Source organism: Pseudomonas sp. PvP089 (genome assembly GCF_017875165.1).
In the GTDB taxonomy this organism is placed as follows: Bacteria; Pseudomonadota; Gammaproteobacteria; order Pseudomonadales; family Pseudomonadaceae; genus Aquipseudomonas; species Aquipseudomonas fortuita.
This window is the reverse complement of sequence record NZ_JAGGME010000001.1, coordinates 1823233-1842061: the sequence shown is the minus strand read 5'-3', so window position 1 is coordinate 1842061 and position 18829 is coordinate 1823233. Positions and strand designations below refer to the sequence as shown.

Here is an 18829-nt window from a genome sequence, read left to right as displayed (position 1 = left end):
AGTCTCTCTTCAAGGTTGGCGTTGGAACGGGTATACCGAGCCCAACTTCAGGATCTGGGTCAATTCGTCCAGTGCCGTACGGCATTCCACCAGCAACTGCGGGTCGGCCAGGTCCGCTTCGCCCAGGCGATCGCGGTAATGCTTGTCGACCCACTGCACCAGGGTGTCGTACAGCGGGGCGGTCATGATAACGCCTTGGTTCACCGCCGCCAGTTCCGATTCCTTCAACGCCACGCGCAGACGCAGGCAAGCCGGGCCACCGCCGTTCTGCATGCTTTGCTTGAGGTCGAATACCTTGACCTCCCTGACCGGGCCACCTTGGCTGGTCAGCTGGCCCAGGTAGGCCCAGACCCGCTCGTTGTTGCGGCACTCCTCCGGCACCACCAGCAGCATGGAGCCGTCATCGCGGCTGAGCAACTGGCTGTTGAACAGGTAAGAGCGCACGGCATCCTCTACCGCCACCGCCGCACGTGGCACACAGATGGCCTGGAAGTGGCCGCCCTTGTTGGCCAGTTTAGCGCGCAGCTGACCAAGCACCGCGTCAGTCTCGAGGAACGCGTCCTCGTGATAGAACAGCACTTCGCCGTTGCCCACCGAAATCACGTCGTTATGGAACACGCCCTGATCGATCACGGCGGGGTTCTGTTGAGCGTAGACCACACCGCCATCGCTCAACCCATGCAACCGGGCCACGGCCTGCGAAGCCTCCAGGGTTTGCCGGGCCGGGTACTTCTGCGGCGCCGGGTAACGGCTGTCGAAGGCACTGCGGCCGTAAACGAAAAACTCCACGCCGGGGTCACCATAAGCACGGCAGAAGCGCGTGTGGTTGGCCGCGCCCTCGTCACCGAACTGTGCCACGGCCGGCAATGCTGCGTGGTGGGCAAAGTGTTTCTCGTTGTTGAACATGGCGCCCAGCACACGGCTGGTGGTCGGGTGCTCGATGCTGCGGTGGTACTTGCAGTTCAGGTTGGCGGCGGTGAAGTGCACGCGGCCATCCGCCGTGTCGGCACTGGGGCTGACCGTGGCCGCATTGGCCACCCACATGCTCGAGGCCGAGCAGCTGGCCACCAGCAACGGCATGGCGTCTTTCGCAGCACGCTGGATGACCTCGGCATCGCTGCCGCTAAACCCCAGGCGGCGCAGCGCGGCCACATCCGGGCGCTCTTGCGGCGCCAGCACGCCCTGCTTGAAGCCCATGTCGGCCAGCGCTTTCATTTTTGCCAGACCTTGACGCGCGGCTTCGCGCGGGCTGGAACCCTGCTGGCTGTTGCTCTGCGAAGCCACGTTGCCGTAAGACAGGCCGCCATAGTTGTGGGTAGGCCCCACCAGGCCATCAAAATTCACTTCATAGGATTTCATCGGCTAGGCTCCGTGACCTGTTGTTATAGGGTGACGCCCGGCGTGAGTGTCGCCGGCAAGGCAAGGCTGGCGGTCTCCAGCGAAGCCACGGGGTAAGCACAGTAGTCAGCCGCGTAGTAGGCACTGGCGCGGTGGTTGCCACTGGCACCCACGCCACCGAACGGCGCGCTGCTGGCGGCGCCGGTCAGTTGCTTGTTCCAGTTGACGATGCCGGCGCGGCTTCGCAGCCAGAAGTACTGGTAGCGGGCACGCGAGTCGGACAGCAAGCCGGCGGCCAGACCGAACTGGGTGTTGTTGGCTTCATCGATGGCGGCATCGAAGTCGGCGTAACGGATCACCTGCAACAGCGGGCCAAAGAACTCCTCGTCCGGGCGCTCGGCCACGCCTGTGACATCGACAATGCCCGGGGTCAGCAGCGCGGCATCGGCCTGCGGCTGGGTCATTTCCAGCAGCTTCACGCCACCCTTGGCGGCCAGTTCGGCCTGGGCCGCAATCAGCGCCCGCGCCGCCTGCAGCGAAATGACCGAGCCCATGAACGGCGCTGGCTGATCGTCAAATGCACCCACCGTGATGGTTTTGCACACCTCGACCAGGCGTGCGATCAGCGCATCACCCCAGGCGCCTAGCGGCACCAGCAGGCGCCGCGCGCAGGTGCAACGCTGCCCGGCAGAAATGAACGCCGACTGGATAATGGTGTACACCGCAGCGTCGAGGTCCTTGACCTCGTCTACCACCAGCGGGTTGTTGCCCCCCATTTCCAGGGCCAGAATCTTGTCCGGGCGACCGGCGAACTGCTGGTGCAGCAAGTTGCCGGTGCGGCTGGAACCTGTGAAGAACAGGCCATCGATCCCCGGGTTGGCGGCCAGTGCCACACCGGTTTCACGCGCGCCTTGCACCAGGTTCAGCACGCCCGCCGGCAGGCCGGCGGCGATCCAGCAGTTGACGGTCAGCTCGGCGACCTTGGGCGTCAGCTCGCTGGGCTTGAACACCACGCAGTTACCCGCCAGCAGCGCCGGCACAATATGGCCATTGGGCAAGTGACCGGGGAAGTTGTAGGGGCCGAACACCGCCACCACGCCATGGGGCTTGTGCCGCAGCACGGCCGTGGCGTCGGCCAGCGGGCCGCTCTTTTCCCCGGTGCGCTCGCGGTAGCTTTGTACCGAGATCGCCACCTTGTTGATCATGCTGGTGACTTCGGTCGCCGACTCCCACAGGGGCTTTCCGGTTTCCTCACCGATGCACTGTGCCAACGCTTCGGCATGCTTTTTCAGCTGTTCGGCGAACTTCTCCAGCACATCGATGCGCGCTTCCAGGCTCAGTTGTGCCCACGCTGGGAAGGTCCGGCGCGCTGCCTGCACAGCGGCCTCCACTTGGCTGGCGTCAGCGCCCTGCCCTTGCCAGATGACAGCCTGGGTTACCGGGTTCAGCGACTGCAGGGCTTCGCCCTGCCCCGCCAGCCAATTGCCTGCGATGTAATGCGTGGTCATTTATTGGGCCTCCCGGCTGGCCGACAGCGGCACGGCACGCACGTTGTCGCCAGCCCCCATGCGCAGACGCTTGGCGGTCAACGGGTCGACCACCAGGGTACCGGCGGCCAGCCGCGCCGGAGCGGCAGTGATGCGGCAATCGTCGCGTTTGCGGTTGTGGATGATGTAAGGGGTAGCGTCATCGCCCGGCGTGCCGACTGCCAGCACCAAGGTCTGGCTCTCGCGCACGGCGCGGATCTTGGCGGTATCACACTCGATGGCGGGGCCTGCGTCGAAGATGTCGACATAGCCCTGATAGTTGAAACCTTCCTGCTTGAGCATGGCCAGCGCCGGCTCGGTGTCGACGTGCACGCGGCCGATCACCTCGCGCGCCGCCTCGGACAGGAAGCAGGTGTACAGCGGGAACTTGGGCATCAGCTCGGCGATGAACGACTTGTTGCCTACGCCGGTCAGGTAGTCCGCCTGGCTGAACTCCATCTTGAAGAAATGCCGGCCAAGGCTTTCCCAGAAAGGCGAACGGCCATTCTCGTCGGACATGCCACGCATTTCGGCGATGATCTTTTTGCCGAACAGCTCCGGGAACTCGGCAATGAACAGCATGCGCGCGCGCGACAGCAGGCGGCCATTGAGCCCGGAGCGGTAGTCGCTGCGCAGAAACAGCGAGCACAGTTCAGAGTTGCCGGTCAGGTCGTTGGCGAGGAACAGGGTGGGGATTTCGCGATAGATCTTCAGCTCCTGCGAGGCGCTGACGGTCAAGCCGACCCGGTAGTTGTACCACGGCTCGCGCAGGCCGACGGCACCCGCGATGGCACTGATGCCCACCACCAAGCCTTCGTCGTTTTCCAGCACGAACAGGTAGTCGGTGTCGCCACGCTCGGCTTCGCCACGGAAGCTCTTTTCCGCCCAGCCAACGCGATGCCCCAAGCGTTCTTCGTTGGCCGGCAGCGTGGTCAGCCCGGTGGTGCCGGTGCTGCGTGCCAATTCGATCAACGCAGGCAAATCGCTGCTGCGTACAGGACGAACGATCATGCTATCTCCTTGTGCGGCGGCGGCGGCCGGCGCAAAACTCTTCTAACGCATCAATCCCGAAACGTCTGTTACCAGACCTCAGACTGCGACCAGGCGCACACTGCCACCCTCGCCCACACCCAGCGCATCGGCCGCAGCCAGGCTCAGGCACACCGGCTTGCCGGGCACCCAGTCCAGGTCCAGCAGCACTGCGCGGTAGTCCTGCAACTGGCCGTTGCACACCAGGTACGGGCGCCCCCCCTTGCCCGGCGCGTCCTCGATTTTCACCGGCGCCGAGCGGCTCTGGGCAATCGAGCGAATGCCCGAAGTGCGCGCATGCAGAGTCGGGCCGCCGTCGAAAATGTCGATGTAATGCTCGGTCTCGAAGCCTTCGCGCATGAGGATGTCGAAGGTGATCTGCGCGCGCGGGTGCACCTGCCCCATGGCTTCCTGCGCCTCATCGGGCAGCAGCGGCACGTAGATAGGGTAATGCGGCATCAGTTCGGCGAGGAAAGTGCGGCTCTTCAGGCCACACAGGCGCTCGGCGTCGGAGTAGTTAAGGTCGAAGAAATTGCGGCCGATGGCATCCCAGAACGGCGATTCGCCATTCTCGTCGCTGTAACCGACGATTTCGGTCACTACCGAGTCGGCGAAACGCTCCGGGTGCGCGGCCATGAACAGCAGGCGACCGCGCGAATTGAGCTCGGCCCAGCCGCTGTTCACCAGCTCCGGCAATACATAGAAGCTGGTCAGCAGGCTGTTGCCGGTCAGGTCATGACACAGCGACAGCACGTGGATCTTGTTGTGGATCTTCAGTTCGCGCGAGGCATGCACGAAGGTTTCGTTACGAAAACTGTAGAACGGCTCGGAGTAGCCAGCCGAAGCGACAATGGCCGAGCAGCCGGCCAGCTTGCCAGTCTCGCTGTCTTCAAGCACGAAAAAGTAGCTTTCCTCGCCGTTGAAGCTGACCTCGGCGGCGAAGGAAGTCTCGGAAGCGGCGATCTTGTCGCCCAGGCGAGCAGCGTCGTCCGGCAGCGAGGTGACACCAATGGGGCTGTCTGCAGCCATGCGCTGCACTTCGTTCAGATCAGCCATTTGCGCGGGGCGCATCACCAGCATGGTGTCACTCCTTTGGAATACGGGCCGCTCACCGCGGCACGGAAAAACGGCAGGTACACAGGCACCTGCAGTGGAATCGGTTATCGCCGGCCAGGCCCGCTAATGGCCTGGGCCGGCGACGGGACCGCAGGCGGATCAGCCTTTGGTCAAGGCAGCCACAGCGCGCTCGAAGCGGTCCAGGCCTTCATCGATGTCGGCGTCTTCAACCACCAGGCTTGGCGCAAAACGGACCACGTCCGGGCCGGCCTGCAGCACCATTACGCCTTCTTTCTCGGCAGCGTTGAGCACGTCCTTGGCCTTGCCCTGCCAAGCCTCGGCAAGTACGCAGCCGATCAGCAGACCAACACCACGTACCTGGGTGAACAGGTTGTACTTCTGGCCGATCTGTTCCAGGCGGGTTTTGAAGCGTGCGTGCTTGGCCTTGATGCCGGCCAGGGTTTCAGGGGTATTGACCACATCCAGCACCGCGCAGGCGACGGCGCAGCCCAGCGGGTTACCGCCGTAGGTGGTGCCGTGTGTGCCGACCGCCAGGTGCTTGGCCAGTTCGGTGGTGGTCAGCATGGCGCCGATCGGGAAGCCCCCGCCCAGGCTCTTGGCGCTGGTCAGGATGTCGGGCGTCACGCCGTAGTGCTGGTAGGCATACAGCGAACCGGTACGGCCCACGCCAGTCTGCACTTCGTCGAAGATCAGCAGGGCGTTGTGCTCGTCGCACAGCTTGCGCGCGCCTTCCAGGTAGGCCTTGTCGGCCGGCACCACGCCGCTCTCGCCCTGTATCGGCTCGATCACCACGGCGCAGGTCTTGTCGGAAATCTTTGCCTTCAACGCTTCCAGGTCGTTGTACGGCACGTGGCTGATGCCAGTGATCTTCGGACCGAAACCGTCGGAGTACTTCGGCTGCCCACCAACGCTGACGGTGAACAAGGTGCGGCCGTGGAAGCTGTTCACCGTGGCGATGATTTCGTGCTTTTCCGGGCCGAAGCGGTCATGGGCGACGCGACGGGCCAGCTTGAAAGCGGCCTCGTTGGCCTCGGCGCCGGAGTTGCAGAAGAACGCCCGGTCGGCAAAGGTAGCGTCCACCAGCTTGTGAGCCAGGCGCAGGGCCGGCTCGTTGGTGAACACGTTGGATACGTGCCAGAGCGTGTTGGCCTGGTCGGTCAGGGCCTTGACCAGTGCCGGGTGGCAGTGGCCCAGGGCGTTTACCGCGATGCCACCGGCAAAATCGATCAGCTCGCGACCCGACTGGTCCCACACACGGGAACCCTCGCCTCGCACAGGAATGAAGGCCGCCGGAGAATAGTTGGGGACCATGACCTGGTCGAAATCGGCACGTTGCACCGGGGCTTGCTCAACGGACATCTGAGTCTCCTGAAGAGGAACGCTGGCCTGGAAGTGGGCGAGCGATGGGGGGATTGTAAGGACTGATCCGCGCCTGTCCTTGCGGCCAAGCGACAACTTGTTACAGCGCAAAACCCAGTTTTGACAAGGCTTTCGGCAATGCGACAAACACTGTCGCAATCGCGCAGTGTACGGGAGAGAGGATGCTGGGTGAACGGGTGTTCACATTGGGATTGAACGCTGCCTGCACCGGCCCTTTCGCGGGACAAGCCCGCTCCCACAGATTCACTACTGAATCAGATGGCAACGAGCATCTGTGGGAGCGGGCTTGCCCCGCGAAAGGGCCAGCACTGACAGCAACGTTTCAGCCCTTTTCGGCAGGCGCCGAGCTCAGTTCGAACGGGCTGCTGCTGCGTCGCTGGTTGCGGTCTTCCCGTGGCGTGGCGCCAAAGAAGTTGCGATAGGCACTGGAAAAATGCGGCCCCGAGGAGAAGCCACAGGACAAGCCGATCTGGATGATCGACTTACTGGTCTGCATCAGCATCTGCCGCGCCTTGTTGAGCCGCAGCTCCAGGTAGTACTGGCTAGGCACGCGGTTCAGGTACTGTTTGAAGATACGCTCCAGCTGGCGACGCGACACGCACACATGCTGAGCAATCTCGTCGGTGGTCAGCGGTTCTTCGATGTTGGCTTCCATCAACAGCACCGCCTGGGTCAGTTTGGGATGACTCGAACCCAGGCGGTTTTGCAGCGGAATGCGCTGACGCTCGCCACCCTCACGGATGCGCTCCACCACCAGTTCTTCCGACACCGCACCCGCCAGCTCCGCCCCGTGGTCACGGGCCAGCACTGCCAGCAGCAGGTCGGCCACGGCGATGCCGCCACAGGCCGTCAGGCGATCACGGTCCCAGTCGAACAGGTGGCTGGTGGCGATGACCTTGGGGAAGCGTTCGGCAAAATCGTCCTGCCAGCGCCAGTGCACCGCAGCCCGGTAACCGTCGAGCAGGCCCAGCATCGCCAGCGGATAAACCCCTGCAGACAAGCCGGCGATCATGCAGCCACTGCGCGCCAGCTGCTTGAGCGCAGTCGACAGGGACGCCCCTACCGCCGCAGGCGGCTCATCAGCAACCAGGAACAGTTTGTGGCACCCCTCCAGGCGGCCGGCCCACGGCTCGCCGGGCAGGCGCCAACCGCCTTCTTGCGCTGGCTCCGCCTGTAGAAAGGCCAGTTCGTAAACCACATCCGGATGCACCCGCTGCGCCACCTGCAACACTTCCTCGGCCAGCGCCAGGGTCAAGGGCTTGGTGCTGGGCCAGATGAGAAAACCGATTCGCTGGGTGGTCATAGGGTGCGGTCCGAAACCTGAGGTCGTTCGAGTCTGTGCGCCGGGTCAGGCTGCGCTCGCAGCGCAGCATGCCCTATTCTGGTGCAAAAATGCAGCTTTTACTTCAGGCTGCCCGAGAGGAACTGCTTCAGGCGCTCCGACCGCGGGTTGGCCAGTACTTCGCGAGGGCAGCCGGTCTCTTCCACCAGGCCTTTGTGCAAGAACACCAGCTGGTTGGACACCTCACGAGCAAAGCCCATTTCGTGAGTCACCACCACCATGGTCCGGCCCTCCTGAGCCAGCGCCTGCATGACCTTGAGCACATCCCCCACCAGCTCCGGGTCGAGCGCCGAAGTCGGCTCATCGAACAGCATGACCTCCGGCTCCATGGCCAGGGCCCGGGCAATTGCCACACGTTGTTGCTCACCGCCCGACATATGCCCGGGGAAAGCGTCCTTGCGGTGGGCCACCCCCACCTTGGCCAGGTAGTGCTCGGCCTTTTCAAGGGCTTCTTTCTTGTTCACACCCAGTACATGGACCGGCGCTTCGATCACGTTCTCCAGCGCCGTCATGTGCGACCACAGGTTGAAGTGCTGGAACACCATCGACAGGCGCGAGCGCATGCGCTGCAGCTGGCGCGGGTCGGCGGCCTTCAGCGCACCGTCCTTGGCGGCGACCAGCTTGAGTTCTTCGTTGTTGAGCAGGATCTTGCCAGCGTGCGGCTGCTCCAGCAGGTTGATGCAGCGCAGGAAGGTCGACTTGCCCGAACCGCTGGAGCCGATAATGCTGATGACGTCGCCGGCCTTGGCCGCCAGGGACACGCCCTTTAGCACTTCATGGCTGCCGTAGCGCTTGTGCAGGTCTTGGACTTCGAGTTTGTACATGCTGTCGATTCTCACAAAGCGGTCAGTGCTTGCGCGGCGCCAGGTAGCCGAGCCAGCGGCGTTCGGCCATCTTGAACAGGCGCACCAGGATGAAGGTCAGGCACAGGTAGAACACGCCCGCCGTGATATAGGCCTCGAAAGGCAGGTAGTACTGGGCATTGACCGTGCGTGCGGCACCGGTGATGTCGATCAGGGTGACGATCGACGCCAGGCTGGTGGTCTGCAGCATCATGATCACTTCGTTGCTGTACTGCGGCAGCGCGCGGCGCAGGGCCGACGGCAGCAGGATGCGCCGGTACATCTTCATGCGTGACATGCCCATGGCCTTGGCCGCCTCGATCTCGCCGTGCGGCGTGGCCTTGAGGCTGCCGGCGATGATTTCGGCGGTATAGGCACTGGTATTGATACCGAACGCCAGGCAGGCGCAGAACGTGGCGCTGGACAACAGCGGCCACAGGAAGCTTTCGCGTACCGCCTCGAACTGCGCCAGGCCGTAGTAGATCAGAAACAGCTGCACCAGCATTGGCGTGCCGCGAATCACGTAGGTGTAGAGCCATGCCACGAGGTTGATCGCAGGCTGTTTGGACACGCGCATCAGGCCCAGCGGAATGGCCGCCAGCAGGCCGAAGAACAGCGAAATCGCCAGCAGCTTGAGGGTGGTCAGCAGGCCGCCGAAGTACATCGGCAATGCCTCCCAGACGACGTTGTAGTCGAAGATCATAGTTCAGCCACCTTGACGCCCACCGAGTAGCGGCGCTCGAGATACTTCAGGGCCAGCAGCGAGACACTGGTCAGCACCAGGTACAGGGCCGCCACCGCCAGGAAGAAGGTGAAAGGCTCGCGGGTGGCGTCGGCCGCCTGCTTGGCCTTGAACATCATGTCCTGCAGGCCGACTACCGAGATCAGCGCGGTGGCCTTGGTCAGCACCAGCCAGTTGTTGGTGAAGCCCGGGATCGCCAGGCGAATCATTTGCGGCACCTGGATGCGGAAGAACACCTGGCGGTTGCTCATGCCATACGCCACGCCCGCTTCGGCCTGGCCTTTGGGAATGCCGAGGAAGGCACCGCGGAAGGTTTCCGACAGGTACGCGCCAAAGATGAAGCCCAACGTGCCAATACCCGCAACCAGCGGGTTGAGGTCGATGTAGTCTTCGTAGCCGAGCAGCGGCGCCACCCGGTTGATGATGTCTTGCCCGCCGTAGAAGATCAGCAGGATCAGGACCAAGTCCGGAATACCACGGATCACCGTGGAATACAGATCGCCCAGCCAGGCCAGCCAGCGCACCGGCGACAAGCGCAGCGCCACACCGATCAGGCCGAGCACGATGGCCAGGGCCATCGACGACAGGGCGAGCTGCAGCGTCAGCCACGCCCCGTCGAGGATGACTGCCCCGTAGCCTTTCAACATGATGAGGTCCTCGACCTAGAGAATGAAAAATGGTGCAAACCTCAGAGCTTCTGCTGTTTGCACCATTGCACAGGTGAAACCCGACGTCTTAGTTCGAGTCTGGACCGTAGATATCGAAGTTGAAGTACTTCTTCTCGATTTCCTTGTACTTGCCGTTGGCACGGATGGCGTCGATAGCCGCGTTGATGCGGTCGACGTTGGCCTTGTCGCCCTTGCGTACGGCAATGCCGATGCCGTCACCGAAGTACTTGGCGTCGGTGAAAGCCGGGCCTACGAAGGCGAAGCCCTTGCCGGCGTCGGTCTTGAGGAACCCGTCTTCCAGCAGGGTGGCGTCAGCCACGGTGCCGTCGAGGCGACCGGCCGCCACGTCCAGATAGATTTCGTTCTGGGTGCCGTAAGGCACCACGGTGGCCCCTTTGGCGCCCAGCACCTCCTTGGCGAAGCGGTCATGGATCGAGCCACGCTGCACACCGATCTTCTTGCCTTTGAGCTCATCCAGGCTGTCGCTGACAGCGGTGCCGTCCTTCATGACCAGGCGCGCCGGGGTGAGGTAGTAGCGCTTGGTGAAGTCGACCGACTTCTTACGGTCTTCAGTGATCGACATGGAGGACAGAATGGCGTCGATCTTACGCACCTTAAGCGCAGGGATCAGGCCGTCGAACTCCTGCTCGACCCAGGTGCACTTGGCCTTCATCTCTTCGCACAGGGCGTTGCCGATGTCGTAGTCGAAGCCGGCGATGCTGCCGTCAGGCTGCTTGAAGGCGAAGGGTGGGTAGGCGGCTTCAATGCCGATTTTCAGTGGTTTTTCATCGGCCTGCGACACCAGGGAAAACACAGACAGCGCCAGGGCGCCAAGCAGTGCGAGCTTCTTCATCAGGTAACTCCATCGGTACGGGGCAATACAAGGCAGGTAACAACTGCCCGATATGCGAATGGGTACAACGCGAGCCGCGCAGGGTTCGACCAAGGTCGCAGACCACGAGCGAGTGAGTGGCATTTTAGCGACAGCCCGGTAGTCGATATTTCTTCAAAGCGACAACTACTTACAGAAGCGCCTGAAACCGCTGCGGGCGATGTTGACAGCCAATGCAAAATATGCAGAAGCGCAAGAAATAGAACCTATAGACCTAGCAATTCCTGGGCCTATTATTGGCAAAGCCTTGTACTACGGCAAGTGGAGCGTGCTGTGTTGCACAAATTGGCTACGCAAATGCACCAAAACGGGCCAGATGTGTTTCTTCGCGCCCCGAACCTGTGCGGGACCGGTGACAGAACAGTTACCGATGAATGTCGGGTAACAGTAAAGCAAAAACCCCGCCGGTTGCCCGGGCGGGGTTTAGTCTGGTCGTGGCGCTCCCACCGCGTAAGCGGCGAGGCTATCAGGCCGAAGCCAGGCTCATGGCCTTGTGGGTATCGATCAGGTGCTGCACCACACCCGGGTCGGCCAAGGTGGAGATATCGCCCAAAGCATCATACTCACTGGTGGCAATCTTGCGCAGGATACGGCGCATGATCTTGCCCGAACGCGTCTTCGGCAACCCCGGCGCCCACTGGATCACGTCCGGCGAGGCAATCGGGCCGATTTCCTTGCGCACCCAGTTTTTCAGCTCCAGGCGCAGTTGCTCGCTGGCCTCGACACCGGCATTCAGGGTGACATACACATAGATGCCCTGGCCCTTGATGTCGTGCGGCACGCCAACCACTGCCGCCTCGGCAACTTTCGAGTGCGCCACCATGGCGCTTTCGATTTCGGCAGTACCCATACGGTGGCCAGACACGTTGAGCACGTCATCCACACGGCCAGTGATCCAGTAGTAGCCATCTTCGTCGCGGCGCGCACCGTCACCGGTGAAGTACATGCCACGGAACGTCTTGAAGTAGGTGTCGACGAAGCGGTCGTGGTCGCCGTACAGCGAACGCGACTGGCCCGGCCAGGAGTCGAGGATCACCAGGTTGCCTTCGGCCGCGCCCTCGATCAGGTTACCCAGGTTGTCCACCAGCGCAGGCACCACGCCAAAGAACGGACGGGTTGCCGAGCCCGGCTTGAGGCCGGTAGCGCCCGGCAGCGGGCTGATCAGGATGCCGCCGGTCTCGGTCTGCCACCAGGTGTCGACGATCGGGCACCGCTCCTTGCCAACGGTCTTGTAGTACCAGTTCCAGGCCTCAGGGTTGATCGGCTCGCCCACCGAGCCAAGCAGGCGCAGGCTGGAACCATCGGCCCCCTCAACGGCGGCCTGCCCTTCGGCCATCATCGCGCGAATGGCGGTTGGGGCGGTGTAGAGGATGTTGACCTTGTGCTTGTCGACGATCTTCGACACGCGGGTAATGTCCGGATAGTTTGGCACGCCCTCGAACAGCAAGGTGGTGGCGCCATTGGCCAGCGGGCCGTAGACGATATAGCTGTGGCCAGTGACCCAGCCGACGTCGGCGGTGCACCAGTAGACCTCGCCCGGGCGGTAGTCGAACACGCGCTCGTGGGTCAGCGCGGCATACACCAGGTAACCACCGGTGGTGTGCAGCACACCCTTGGGCTTGCCCGTAGAGCCGGAGGTATAAAGGATGAACAGCGCTTCTTCAGCACCCATTTCTTTTGGCGCGCAGTGGCTGGAGGCCACTTTCATCAGGTCTTCGTACCAGATGTCGCGGTGCTGGTGCCAGGCAATCTCACCACCGGTGCGCTTGCACACGATGATCTTCTGTACGCTTTTGGTTTCAGGGTTGGTCAGCGCCAGGTCGACGTTGGCCTTGAGCGGGGTACGACGGCCGCCACGTACGCCTTCGTCGGCGGTGATCACCACTTTGGACTCGCAATCGATGATGCGGCCAGCCAAGGCCTCAGGGGAGAAGCCACCGAAGACCACCGAGTGGATCGCACCGATACGGGCACAGGCCAGCATGGCGACCACGGCCTCGGGGATCATCGGCATATAGATGGTGACCACATCACCACGGTGCACGTCCTGGCCACGCAGGGCGTTGGCGAACTTGCAGACCTGCTCGTGCAGCTCACGGTAAGTGATGTTGCGGTGCTCGGAAGGGTCGTCGCCCTCCCAGATGATTGCCAGCTGGTCGCCACGCTCTTCAAGGTGGCGGTCCAGGCAGTTGGAGGAAACGTTCAGAGTGCCGTCGGCGAACCATTTGATATCGACGTGATGGTCATCAAAGGAGGTTTGCTTGACCTTGGTGAACGGTTTGATCCAGTCGATACGCTGGGCCTGCTCGCGCCAGAAGCCGTCCGGGTTGATCACCGATTTCTGGTACATGGCCTTGTAGGTGGCCTCGTCGGTCAGGGTAGTGGCCGCAACCTCGGGACGAACGGGATACAGTGGAGCCGCACTCATCTGTGTTACCTCGGTGTAATAGTTGTTTTTGTATGGAACCGTTTGTAACTGTACCAGAGCGACAAAAGCCATTCGACGTTGGTAGTAATTTGGTACGCCCGTTCCGCCCAAGCGCTCTGGCCCGGGCATTACAGACCCTGCGTCGAAAAAAAAGAGGCGGTTAATAGGGGATTGTTACAGATTCTGTCAAAACACTTTATCAAAAGACCCACTGTTTCAGCCTTGGCCACCGCCATAAAATTCACCTCGCCAGCAACGGCAAGGCGATTAACAACTGGTAACAGCCCCCACGAAGGCAAGCGTTAATCTCCATCTCATCCCGATAGTTAAAACTCGCTGTACTCGCGGCGCCATAAGCGCCGCGTGCCCCCTCACGACCTTAGACAGGTAAATAGAAAATGAAAGCTTTACTGGTATTGGTACTTGGCAGTCTTTGCGGCGCGGCGATGGCCGGCGAAGCCAAAGATGCCGAGCAGATTCCGGTTGAACAATACAGTTACTCGCAACACCTGGACATTGCCCGCGTCATCTCCATGAGCGAAGTGCCCAATGTGTGCGAAGTCGTGCCAGCCCGCATGACCTACGAGGACTCCCAGGGCCAGAAGCACATTCTCGAATACCGCGTGATGGGGAACGGCTGCTCCAACGGCTGATACCTTGTGAATCGGGGCCCTTCGGGCCCCTATCGCGACACAAGGCCGCTCCTGCAGGTATTGCGCAATCCTCAAACCCGCGCCGTACCTGTAGGAGCGGCCTTGCGCCGCGAAAGGACTGCGAAGCAGTCCCAAGTTCTTTGCCTGACAACTAATCCGCAGACTTGTTAAGCGAGTAATCCCTCAACTTGTTGGCAATTGTCGTGTGCGAAACACCCAATCTTTTCCCCAAAGCCCGACTACTCGAAAACTCCCCCATCAAACTTTCCAGTACCGCCTTTTCAAAGCGCCCGACAATCTGCGAAAGATCCCCTTCCAGCGAAAACTCCCCCAACGGTTGCCGCACGCCATAATCCGGCAAGCGAATATGCTCGCTTTTGACCACGCCGCCCTCACATAAAGAAACCGCCTGAAACAATACGTTTTCCAACTGCCTTACATTACCCGGCCAATGGTATTGCCCAAGTTTTTCCATTGCTGCTGGCGCCAGGCGGGGCATGGCGCAGCCGATCTGCCGGCTGGCCTGATCGAGAAAGTGCTGTACCAGCCCTTCCAACCCATCCATGCATTCACGCAAAGGCGGAATGTGCAGCGACAATACGTTCAGGCGGTGATACAGGTCCTGGCGAAACTCGCCACGGGCACACAGTTCCGACAAATCCACCTGGGTCGCGCAAATCACCCGCACATCCAGGTACACCTCTTCATCGCTGCCTACCCGGCGGAAGCAGCCGTCTTGCAGAAAGCGCAGCAGCTTCACTTGCAGGCGCGGGCTCATCTCCCCTACTCCGTCAAGAAACAGCGTGCCGCCGGCGGTCAGCTCCAGCAGCCCCAGCTTGCCCTCGGCCCGCGCCCCTTCGAACGCGCCGGGACCGTAACCGAACAGTTCAGTCTCGGCCATCGACTCGGGCAACCCGGCGCAATTGAGCGCCATCAGCGGCGACTGCCCGCGCGGGCTGGCCAAATGGCAGGCGCGCGCCAGCAGCTCCTTGCCAGTGCCGGTCTCGCCTTCAATCAGCAAGGGTGCATCCAGCGGTGCCATGCGCCGCGCCTCACGTACCACGGCGGCCATCACCCGCGAGCTCTGGAAGATGCTGTCGAAGCCGCGCAGCTCTTGCTTGCGCACGTTGTAGATACGCTCGCCGATGCGGTCTGCACGGTGCAGGGTGAGTACCGCACCCGCCAACGCCTCACTGTCATCGTGCTCGGACTGCAGCGGCGCGATATCGGCCAGAAACACATCACCTTTGACCTTGATACGCATGCCATTGATGCGCGACTTGTTGGCCCGCACCAACTCCGGCAGGTCAAAGTCTTCCACATAGCGTGCCAGCGGCATGCCCGGCACCTCATCCACCCGCACCCCCAGCAGCTGCGCCGCCGTGCGGTTGGCGGCGACGATACTGCCGCCCATGTCGATCGACAGCACCGGGAAATCCAGCGCCCCCAGCAGCGCATTCAGCTCCATGTGGCGGCGCTCGCTGGGCATCAGCCCTACGCGCTTGACGCCGAACACGCCGGCAATCGCCTCGAACTTGGGCCGCAATGCCTGGAACTGCAGATTGATCAGGTTCGGGCAATGCAGGTAGATGGCGTTGCCATGGTCACCGCCCACCTCGCCACGCAGCACGTTGATGCCGTACTCCACCAGCAGGTTGAGGATGTCGCGCAGAATGCCAATCCGGTTCTGGCAATGGACTTTGATACGCATGTGGGGCCCGCGAAACGCCAATGTTTTTCAACACCGCGCAGAAAAGTTGTAAAGATAAGCTGACAAAAACAGTGTAACCATCAGCCAGATGCCTTGGATTTTCCGACACCTGCCGCATTTTGTAAAATTATCGTTACGAAAATGAGGGTGATAACGCGCGATAGGGCGTGCGGTCCATCGTGCAAACCGATCCGGGCGGGGATATTACTGAGTCATGTCCTGCACATAACAAGAAAAGCCCTCACCAGGAGAGCCTCATGAAACAGACGCAATACGTGGCACGCGAGCCCGATGCGCATGGTTTTATCGATTACCCGCAGCAAGAGCACGCGGTATGGAACACCCTGATCACCCGCCAGCTGAAAGTGATCGAGGGCCGCGCGTGCCAGGAATACCTGGACGGCATCGACCAGCTCAAGCTGCCCCATGACCGTATCCCGCAACTGGGCGAGGTCAACAAGGTGCTGGGCGCCACCACCGGCTGGCAAGTTGCCCGGGTACCGGCACTGATCCCCTTCCAGACCTTCTTCGAACTGCTGGCCAGCAAGCGCTTCCCGGTTGCCACCTTCATTCGTACCCCGGAGGAGCTGGACTACCTGCAAGAGCCCGATATCTTCCACGAGATCTTCGGCCACTGCCCGCTGCTGACCAACCCATGGTTCGCCGAATTCACCCATACCTACGGCAAGCTCGGCCTGGCCGCGACCAAGGAACAACGCGTCTACCTTGCGCGCCTGTACTGGATGACTATCGAGTTTGGCCTGATGGAAACCCCGCAAGGCCGCAAGATCTATGGCGGCGGCATTCTCTCGTCGCCGAAAGAGACCGTCTACAGTCTGTCTGACGCGCCTGAGCACCAGGCCTTCGACCCGATCGAAGCCATGCGTACGCCATACCGCATCGACATCCTGCAGCCGGTGTATTTCGTGCTGCCGAACATGAAGCGCCTGTTCGACCTGGCCCACGAAGACATCATGGGCATGGTCCACAAAGCCATGCAGCTGGGCCTGCACGCGCCGAAGTTTCCACCCAAGGTCGCTGCCTGATCAACCTTGCCGATAACAACTCGAACCGGAAAACATCTCATGAATGCCTTGAATCAAGCCCATTGCGAAGCCTGCCGCGCCGACGCACCGAAAGTCTCCGACGACGAGCTGGCCGAACTGATTCGCGAAATCCCGGACTGGAACATCGAAGTGCGTGACGGCCACATGGAGCTTGAGCGCGTGTTCCTGTTCAAGAACTTCAAGCACGCCCTGGCGTTCACCAACGCCGTGGGCGAAATCGCCGAAGCCGAAGGCCACCACCCGGGGCTGCTGACCGAGTGGGGCAAAGTTACCGTGACCTGGTGGAGCCACTCGATCAAAGGCCTGCACCGCAACGACTTCATCATGTGCGCACGCACTGACAAAGTGGCTGAAACGGCTGAAGGCCGTAAGTAATCGCTTAGGAAGTGGGGCCGCTGCGCGCCCCTTCGCGGGCTTGCCCGCCCCCACAAAGACGGCGCGCGCCCCTGGTTTTCGCGGTCCCTGTGGGAGCGGGCAAGCCCGCGAAGGGGCGCGAAGCGGCCCCAATTATTTGCAGGAAAAATGTGCGCTGTTCGCCCGCAAAACCGACAAGCGACCGGTAAAAAATCCAAACTGTCATCCAGACTTGTGTATCCTGCCCCAGCTTTGCGAAGCTTCAACCGCGCCTGGCGCAGACTTTTCACTCACACTTGCGAGGAACGACGAGATGCACGAAATCCCGAATCTTCCCTTCCCAAGCCTGAACCCAGAAGAGCCATCCGTGACCGTTCACGCCGAACCGGCAGCTGCCGTCGAGCAGGATGGTGACGATCAATCCAGCGCTGACCAGGAATAACTGCGCATCCCCGACTGTGTGAAAACGGCTGACCTGCGGGCTACCCCCGTCATCACGTTTTCACACCGTCCTGAACACACGTAGGTCCCCATGCCCGACTCACCGCGCCCCCTTGCGGTCACCCTGCAAGTCGTCTCCATCGTCCTCTTCACCTTCATCGGCTACCTGAACATCGGCATTCCACTGGCCGTGTTGCCCGGCTATGTGCATAACGACCTGGGTTTCAGCGCCGTAGTCGCCGGCCTGGTGATCAGCGTGCAGTACCTCGCCACCCTGCTCAGCCGCCCTACCGCCAGCCGCATCATCGACAACCATGGCAGCAAGAAAGCAGTCATTTATGGCTTGGTCGGCTGCGGGCTTAGCGGGGTGTTCATGCTGGCGTGCGCCTTCCTTACCCACCTGCCTTGGCTGAGCCTGACCTGCCTGCTGGTTGGCCGCCTGGTGCTGGGCAGCGCCGAAAGCCTGGTGGGCTCGGGCGCTATTGGCTGGGGCATCGGCCGGGTAGGCGCCGAAAACACCGCCAAGGTCATCTCCTGGAACGGCATCGCCAGCTATGGCGCCCTGGCCATCGGCGCTCCGCTGGGCGTACTGATGGTCAAGAGCCTGGGGCTGTGGAGCATGGGCGTCAGCATCATCCTGCTGTGCGCCCTCGGCCTGCTGCTGGCCTGGCCCAAGCGGGCCGCGCCTATTGTCAGCGGTGTACGCCTGCCGTTCCTGCGGGTGCTGGGCAAGGTGTTCCCGCATGGCTCGGGACTGGCCCTGGGCTCAATCGGCTTTGGCACCATCGCCACCTTCATCACCCTGTACTACGCCAGCCGTGGCTGGGCCGATGCGGCGTTGACCCTGAGCCTGTTCGGCGCCAGCTTCATCAGCGCGCGATTGCTGTTCGGCAACCTGATCAACCGGATTGGCGGGTTCCGGGTGGCGATTGCCTGCCTGTCGGTGGAAACACTCGGGCTGCTGATGCTGTGGCTGGCCCCCAGTGCCGAACTGGCATTGGCGGGTGCAGCACTGAGCGGGTTTGGTTTCTCGCTGGTGTTCCCGGCATTGGGCGTGGAGGCGGTGAACCAGGTGTCGGCGGCCAACCGCGGCGCGGCGGTGGGGGCGTATTCGCTGTTCATCGATTTGTCGCTGGGGGTGACCGGGCCACTGGTGGGCGCGGTGGCGGCGGGGTTCGGGTTTGCTTCGATGTTTCTGTTTGCGGCGGCTGCCGCGGCTTGCGGGCTGGTGTTGAGCCTGTATTTGTACAGGCAGGCGCGGCGGCCTAGAGATCGGGAGCAAGAAGCCTGACCCTTGCATTGCCTGCACTGGCCCCATCGCCGACAAGCCAGCCCCCAC

General features: G+C 62.0%; 17 protein-coding genes. 5 read left to right on the top strand and 12 right to left on the bottom strand.

Going from position 1 to position 18829, the window contains the following annotated elements; translation table 11 throughout:
• Positions 1-9: 9 nt before the first annotated feature.
• From astB to acs, 11 genes are all read right to left on the bottom strand, one after another.
• On the bottom strand, positions 10-1359 hold the full coding sequence (gene astB, locus J3A71_RS08560; protein ID WP_060519129.1) for an N-succinylarginine dihydrolase: 1350 nt from the start codon (positions 1357-1359) through the stop codon (positions 10-12).
• Between the two features lie 23 nt (positions 1360-1382).
• Positions 1383-2846: a succinylglutamate-semialdehyde dehydrogenase gene (gene astD, locus J3A71_RS08555; protein ID WP_096426609.1), complete on the bottom strand. Its 1464-nt coding sequence runs from the start codon at positions 2844-2846 to the stop codon at positions 1383-1385.
• Positions 2847-3875 carry an arginine N-succinyltransferase gene (gene astA, locus J3A71_RS08550; protein ID WP_096426610.1) on the bottom strand — a complete coding sequence of 343 codons (1029 nt, stop codon included), beginning with the start codon at positions 3873-3875 and terminating at the stop codon, positions 2847-2849.
• Between the two features lie 78 nt (positions 3876-3953).
• Positions 3954-4973, bottom strand: a complete 1020-nt coding sequence (gene aruF, locus J3A71_RS08545) for an arginine/ornithine succinyltransferase subunit alpha (RefSeq protein ID WP_016488492.1) — start codon at positions 4971-4973, stop codon at positions 3954-3956.
• Between the two features lie 135 nt (positions 4974-5108).
• Positions 5109-6329 (bottom strand): aspartate aminotransferase family protein, encoded by a 1221-nt coding sequence (locus J3A71_RS08540; protein WP_016488493.1) that lies wholly within the window; start codon positions 6327-6329, stop codon positions 5109-5111.
• A 343-nt stretch (positions 6330-6672) separates the two neighbouring features.
• On the bottom strand, positions 6673-7653 hold the full coding sequence (gene argR / locus J3A71_RS08535; protein WP_016488494.1) for a transcriptional regulator ArgR: 981 nt from the start codon (positions 7651-7653) through the stop codon (positions 6673-6675).
• Positions 7654-7751: 98 nt separating this feature from the next.
• Positions 7752-8516: an ATP-binding cassette domain-containing protein gene (locus J3A71_RS08530; protein WP_016488495.1), complete on the bottom strand. Its 765-nt coding sequence runs from the start codon at positions 8514-8516 to the stop codon at positions 7752-7754.
• Between the two features lie 22 nt (positions 8517-8538).
• Complete coding sequence (locus tag J3A71_RS08525) at positions 8539-9237, bottom strand: ABC transporter permease (RefSeq protein ID WP_016488496.1); 699 nt, start codon at positions 9235-9237, stop codon at positions 8539-8541.
• The gene (locus J3A71_RS08520; protein ID WP_016488497.1) at positions 9234-9923 is read right to left on the bottom strand and encodes an ABC transporter permease; all 690 of its coding nucleotides are present in this window, start codon (positions 9921-9923) and stop codon (positions 9234-9236) included. The genes J3A71_RS08525 and J3A71_RS08520 overlap by 4 nt, the downstream gene beginning before the upstream one ends.
• An 88-nt stretch (positions 9924-10011) precedes the next feature.
• Complete coding sequence (locus J3A71_RS08515) at positions 10012-10797, bottom strand: ABC transporter substrate-binding protein (protein WP_016488498.1); 786 nt, start codon at positions 10795-10797, stop codon at positions 10012-10014.
• Positions 10798-11302: 505 nt separating this feature from the next.
• A complete protein-coding gene (acs, locus tag J3A71_RS08510; RefSeq protein WP_016488499.1) occupies positions 11303-13264 on the bottom strand; it encodes an acetate--CoA ligase in 1962 nt (653 codons plus the stop codon).
• Between the two features lie 398 nt (positions 13265-13662).
• Between acs and J3A71_RS08505 the strand changes: the two genes are divergently transcribed.
• Positions 13663-13917: a DUF2790 domain-containing protein gene (locus J3A71_RS08505; protein ID WP_003254526.1), complete on the top strand. Its 255-nt coding sequence runs from the start codon at positions 13663-13665 to the stop codon at positions 13915-13917.
• 151 nt (positions 13918-14068) lie between these two features.
• Here the strand turns inward: J3A71_RS08505 and J3A71_RS08500 are convergent, their stop codons facing one another.
• The gene (locus tag J3A71_RS08500; protein WP_016488500.1) at positions 14069-15628 is read right to left on the bottom strand and encodes a sigma-54-dependent phenylalanine hydroxylase transcriptional regulator PhhR; all 1560 of its coding nucleotides are present in this window, start codon (positions 15626-15628) and stop codon (positions 14069-14071) included.
• 257 nt (positions 15629-15885) lie between these two features.
• Between J3A71_RS08500 and phhA the strand changes: the two genes are divergently transcribed.
• From phhA to J3A71_RS08485, 4 genes are all read left to right on the top strand, one after another.
• The gene (gene phhA / locus J3A71_RS08495) at positions 15886-16674 is read left to right on the top strand and encodes a phenylalanine 4-monooxygenase (protein WP_016488501.1); all 789 of its coding nucleotides are present in this window, start codon (positions 15886-15888) and stop codon (positions 16672-16674) included.
• A gap of 39 nt (positions 16675-16713) precedes the next feature.
• A complete protein-coding gene (locus J3A71_RS08490) occupies positions 16714-17070 on the top strand; it encodes a 4a-hydroxytetrahydrobiopterin dehydratase (protein ID WP_016488502.1) in 357 nt (118 codons plus the stop codon).
• Positions 17071-17362: 292 nt separating this feature from the next.
• Complete coding sequence (locus tag J3A71_RS31675; RefSeq protein ID WP_016488505.1) at positions 17363-17491, top strand: hypothetical protein; 129 nt, start codon at positions 17363-17365, stop codon at positions 17489-17491.
• A gap of 90 nt (positions 17492-17581) precedes the next feature.
• Positions 17582-18781, top strand: coding sequence for an MFS transporter (locus J3A71_RS08485; RefSeq protein ID WP_096426612.1), 1200 nt, complete (start codon positions 17582-17584; stop codon positions 18779-18781).
• The last annotated feature ends 48 nt before the right edge of the window (positions 18782-18829 follow it).

Excerpts from the sequence above, each read along its gene's own strand:
- astB (WP_060519129.1), bottom strand. The coding sequence starts at position 1,359 with ATGAAATCCTATGAAGTGAATTTTGATGGCCTGGTGGGGCCTACCCAC.
- astD (WP_096426609.1), bottom strand. The coding sequence starts at position 2,846 with ATGACCACGCATTACATCGCAGGCAATTGGCTGGCGGGGCAGGGCGAA.
- astA (WP_096426610.1), bottom strand. The coding sequence starts at position 3,875 with ATGATCGTTCGTCCTGTACGCAGCAGCGATTTGCCTGCGTTGATCGAA.
- aruF (WP_016488492.1), bottom strand. The coding sequence starts at position 4,973 with ATGCTGGTGATGCGCCCCGCGCAAATGGCTGATCTGAACGAAGTGCAG.
- J3A71_RS08540 (WP_016488493.1), bottom strand. The coding sequence starts at position 6,329 with ATGTCCGTTGAGCAAGCCCCGGTGCAACGTGCCGATTTCGACCAGGTC.
- argR (WP_016488494.1), bottom strand. The coding sequence starts at position 7,653 with ATGACCACCCAGCGAATCGGTTTTCTCATCTGGCCCAGCACCAAGCCC.
- J3A71_RS08530 (WP_016488495.1), bottom strand. The coding sequence starts at position 8,516 with ATGTACAAACTCGAAGTCCAAGACCTGCACAAGCGCTACGGCAGCCAT.
- J3A71_RS08525 (WP_016488496.1), bottom strand. The coding sequence starts at position 9,237 with ATGATCTTCGACTACAACGTCGTCTGGGAGGCATTGCCGATGTACTTC.
- J3A71_RS08520 (WP_016488497.1), bottom strand. The coding sequence starts at position 9,923 with ATGTTGAAAGGCTACGGGGCAGTCATCCTCGACGGGGCGTGGCTGACG.
- J3A71_RS08515 (WP_016488498.1), bottom strand. The coding sequence starts at position 10,797 with ATGAAGAAGCTCGCACTGCTTGGCGCCCTGGCGCTGTCTGTGTTTTCC.
- acs (WP_016488499.1), bottom strand. The coding sequence starts at position 13,264 with ATGAGTGCGGCTCCACTGTATCCCGTTCGTCCCGAGGTTGCGGCCACT.
- J3A71_RS08505 (WP_003254526.1), top strand. The coding sequence starts at position 13,663 with ATGAAAGCTTTACTGGTATTGGTACTTGGCAGTCTTTGCGGCGCGGCG.
- J3A71_RS08500 (WP_016488500.1), bottom strand. The coding sequence starts at position 15,628 with ATGCGTATCAAAGTCCATTGCCAGAACCGGATTGGCATTCTGCGCGAC.
- phhA (WP_016488501.1), top strand. The coding sequence starts at position 15,886 with ATGAAACAGACGCAATACGTGGCACGCGAGCCCGATGCGCATGGTTTT.
- J3A71_RS08490 (WP_016488502.1), top strand. The coding sequence starts at position 16,714 with ATGAATGCCTTGAATCAAGCCCATTGCGAAGCCTGCCGCGCCGACGCA.
- J3A71_RS31675 (WP_016488505.1), top strand. The coding sequence starts at position 17,363 with ATGCACGAAATCCCGAATCTTCCCTTCCCAAGCCTGAACCCAGAAGAG.
- J3A71_RS08485 (WP_096426612.1), top strand. The coding sequence starts at position 17,582 with ATGCCCGACTCACCGCGCCCCCTTGCGGTCACCCTGCAAGTCGTCTCC.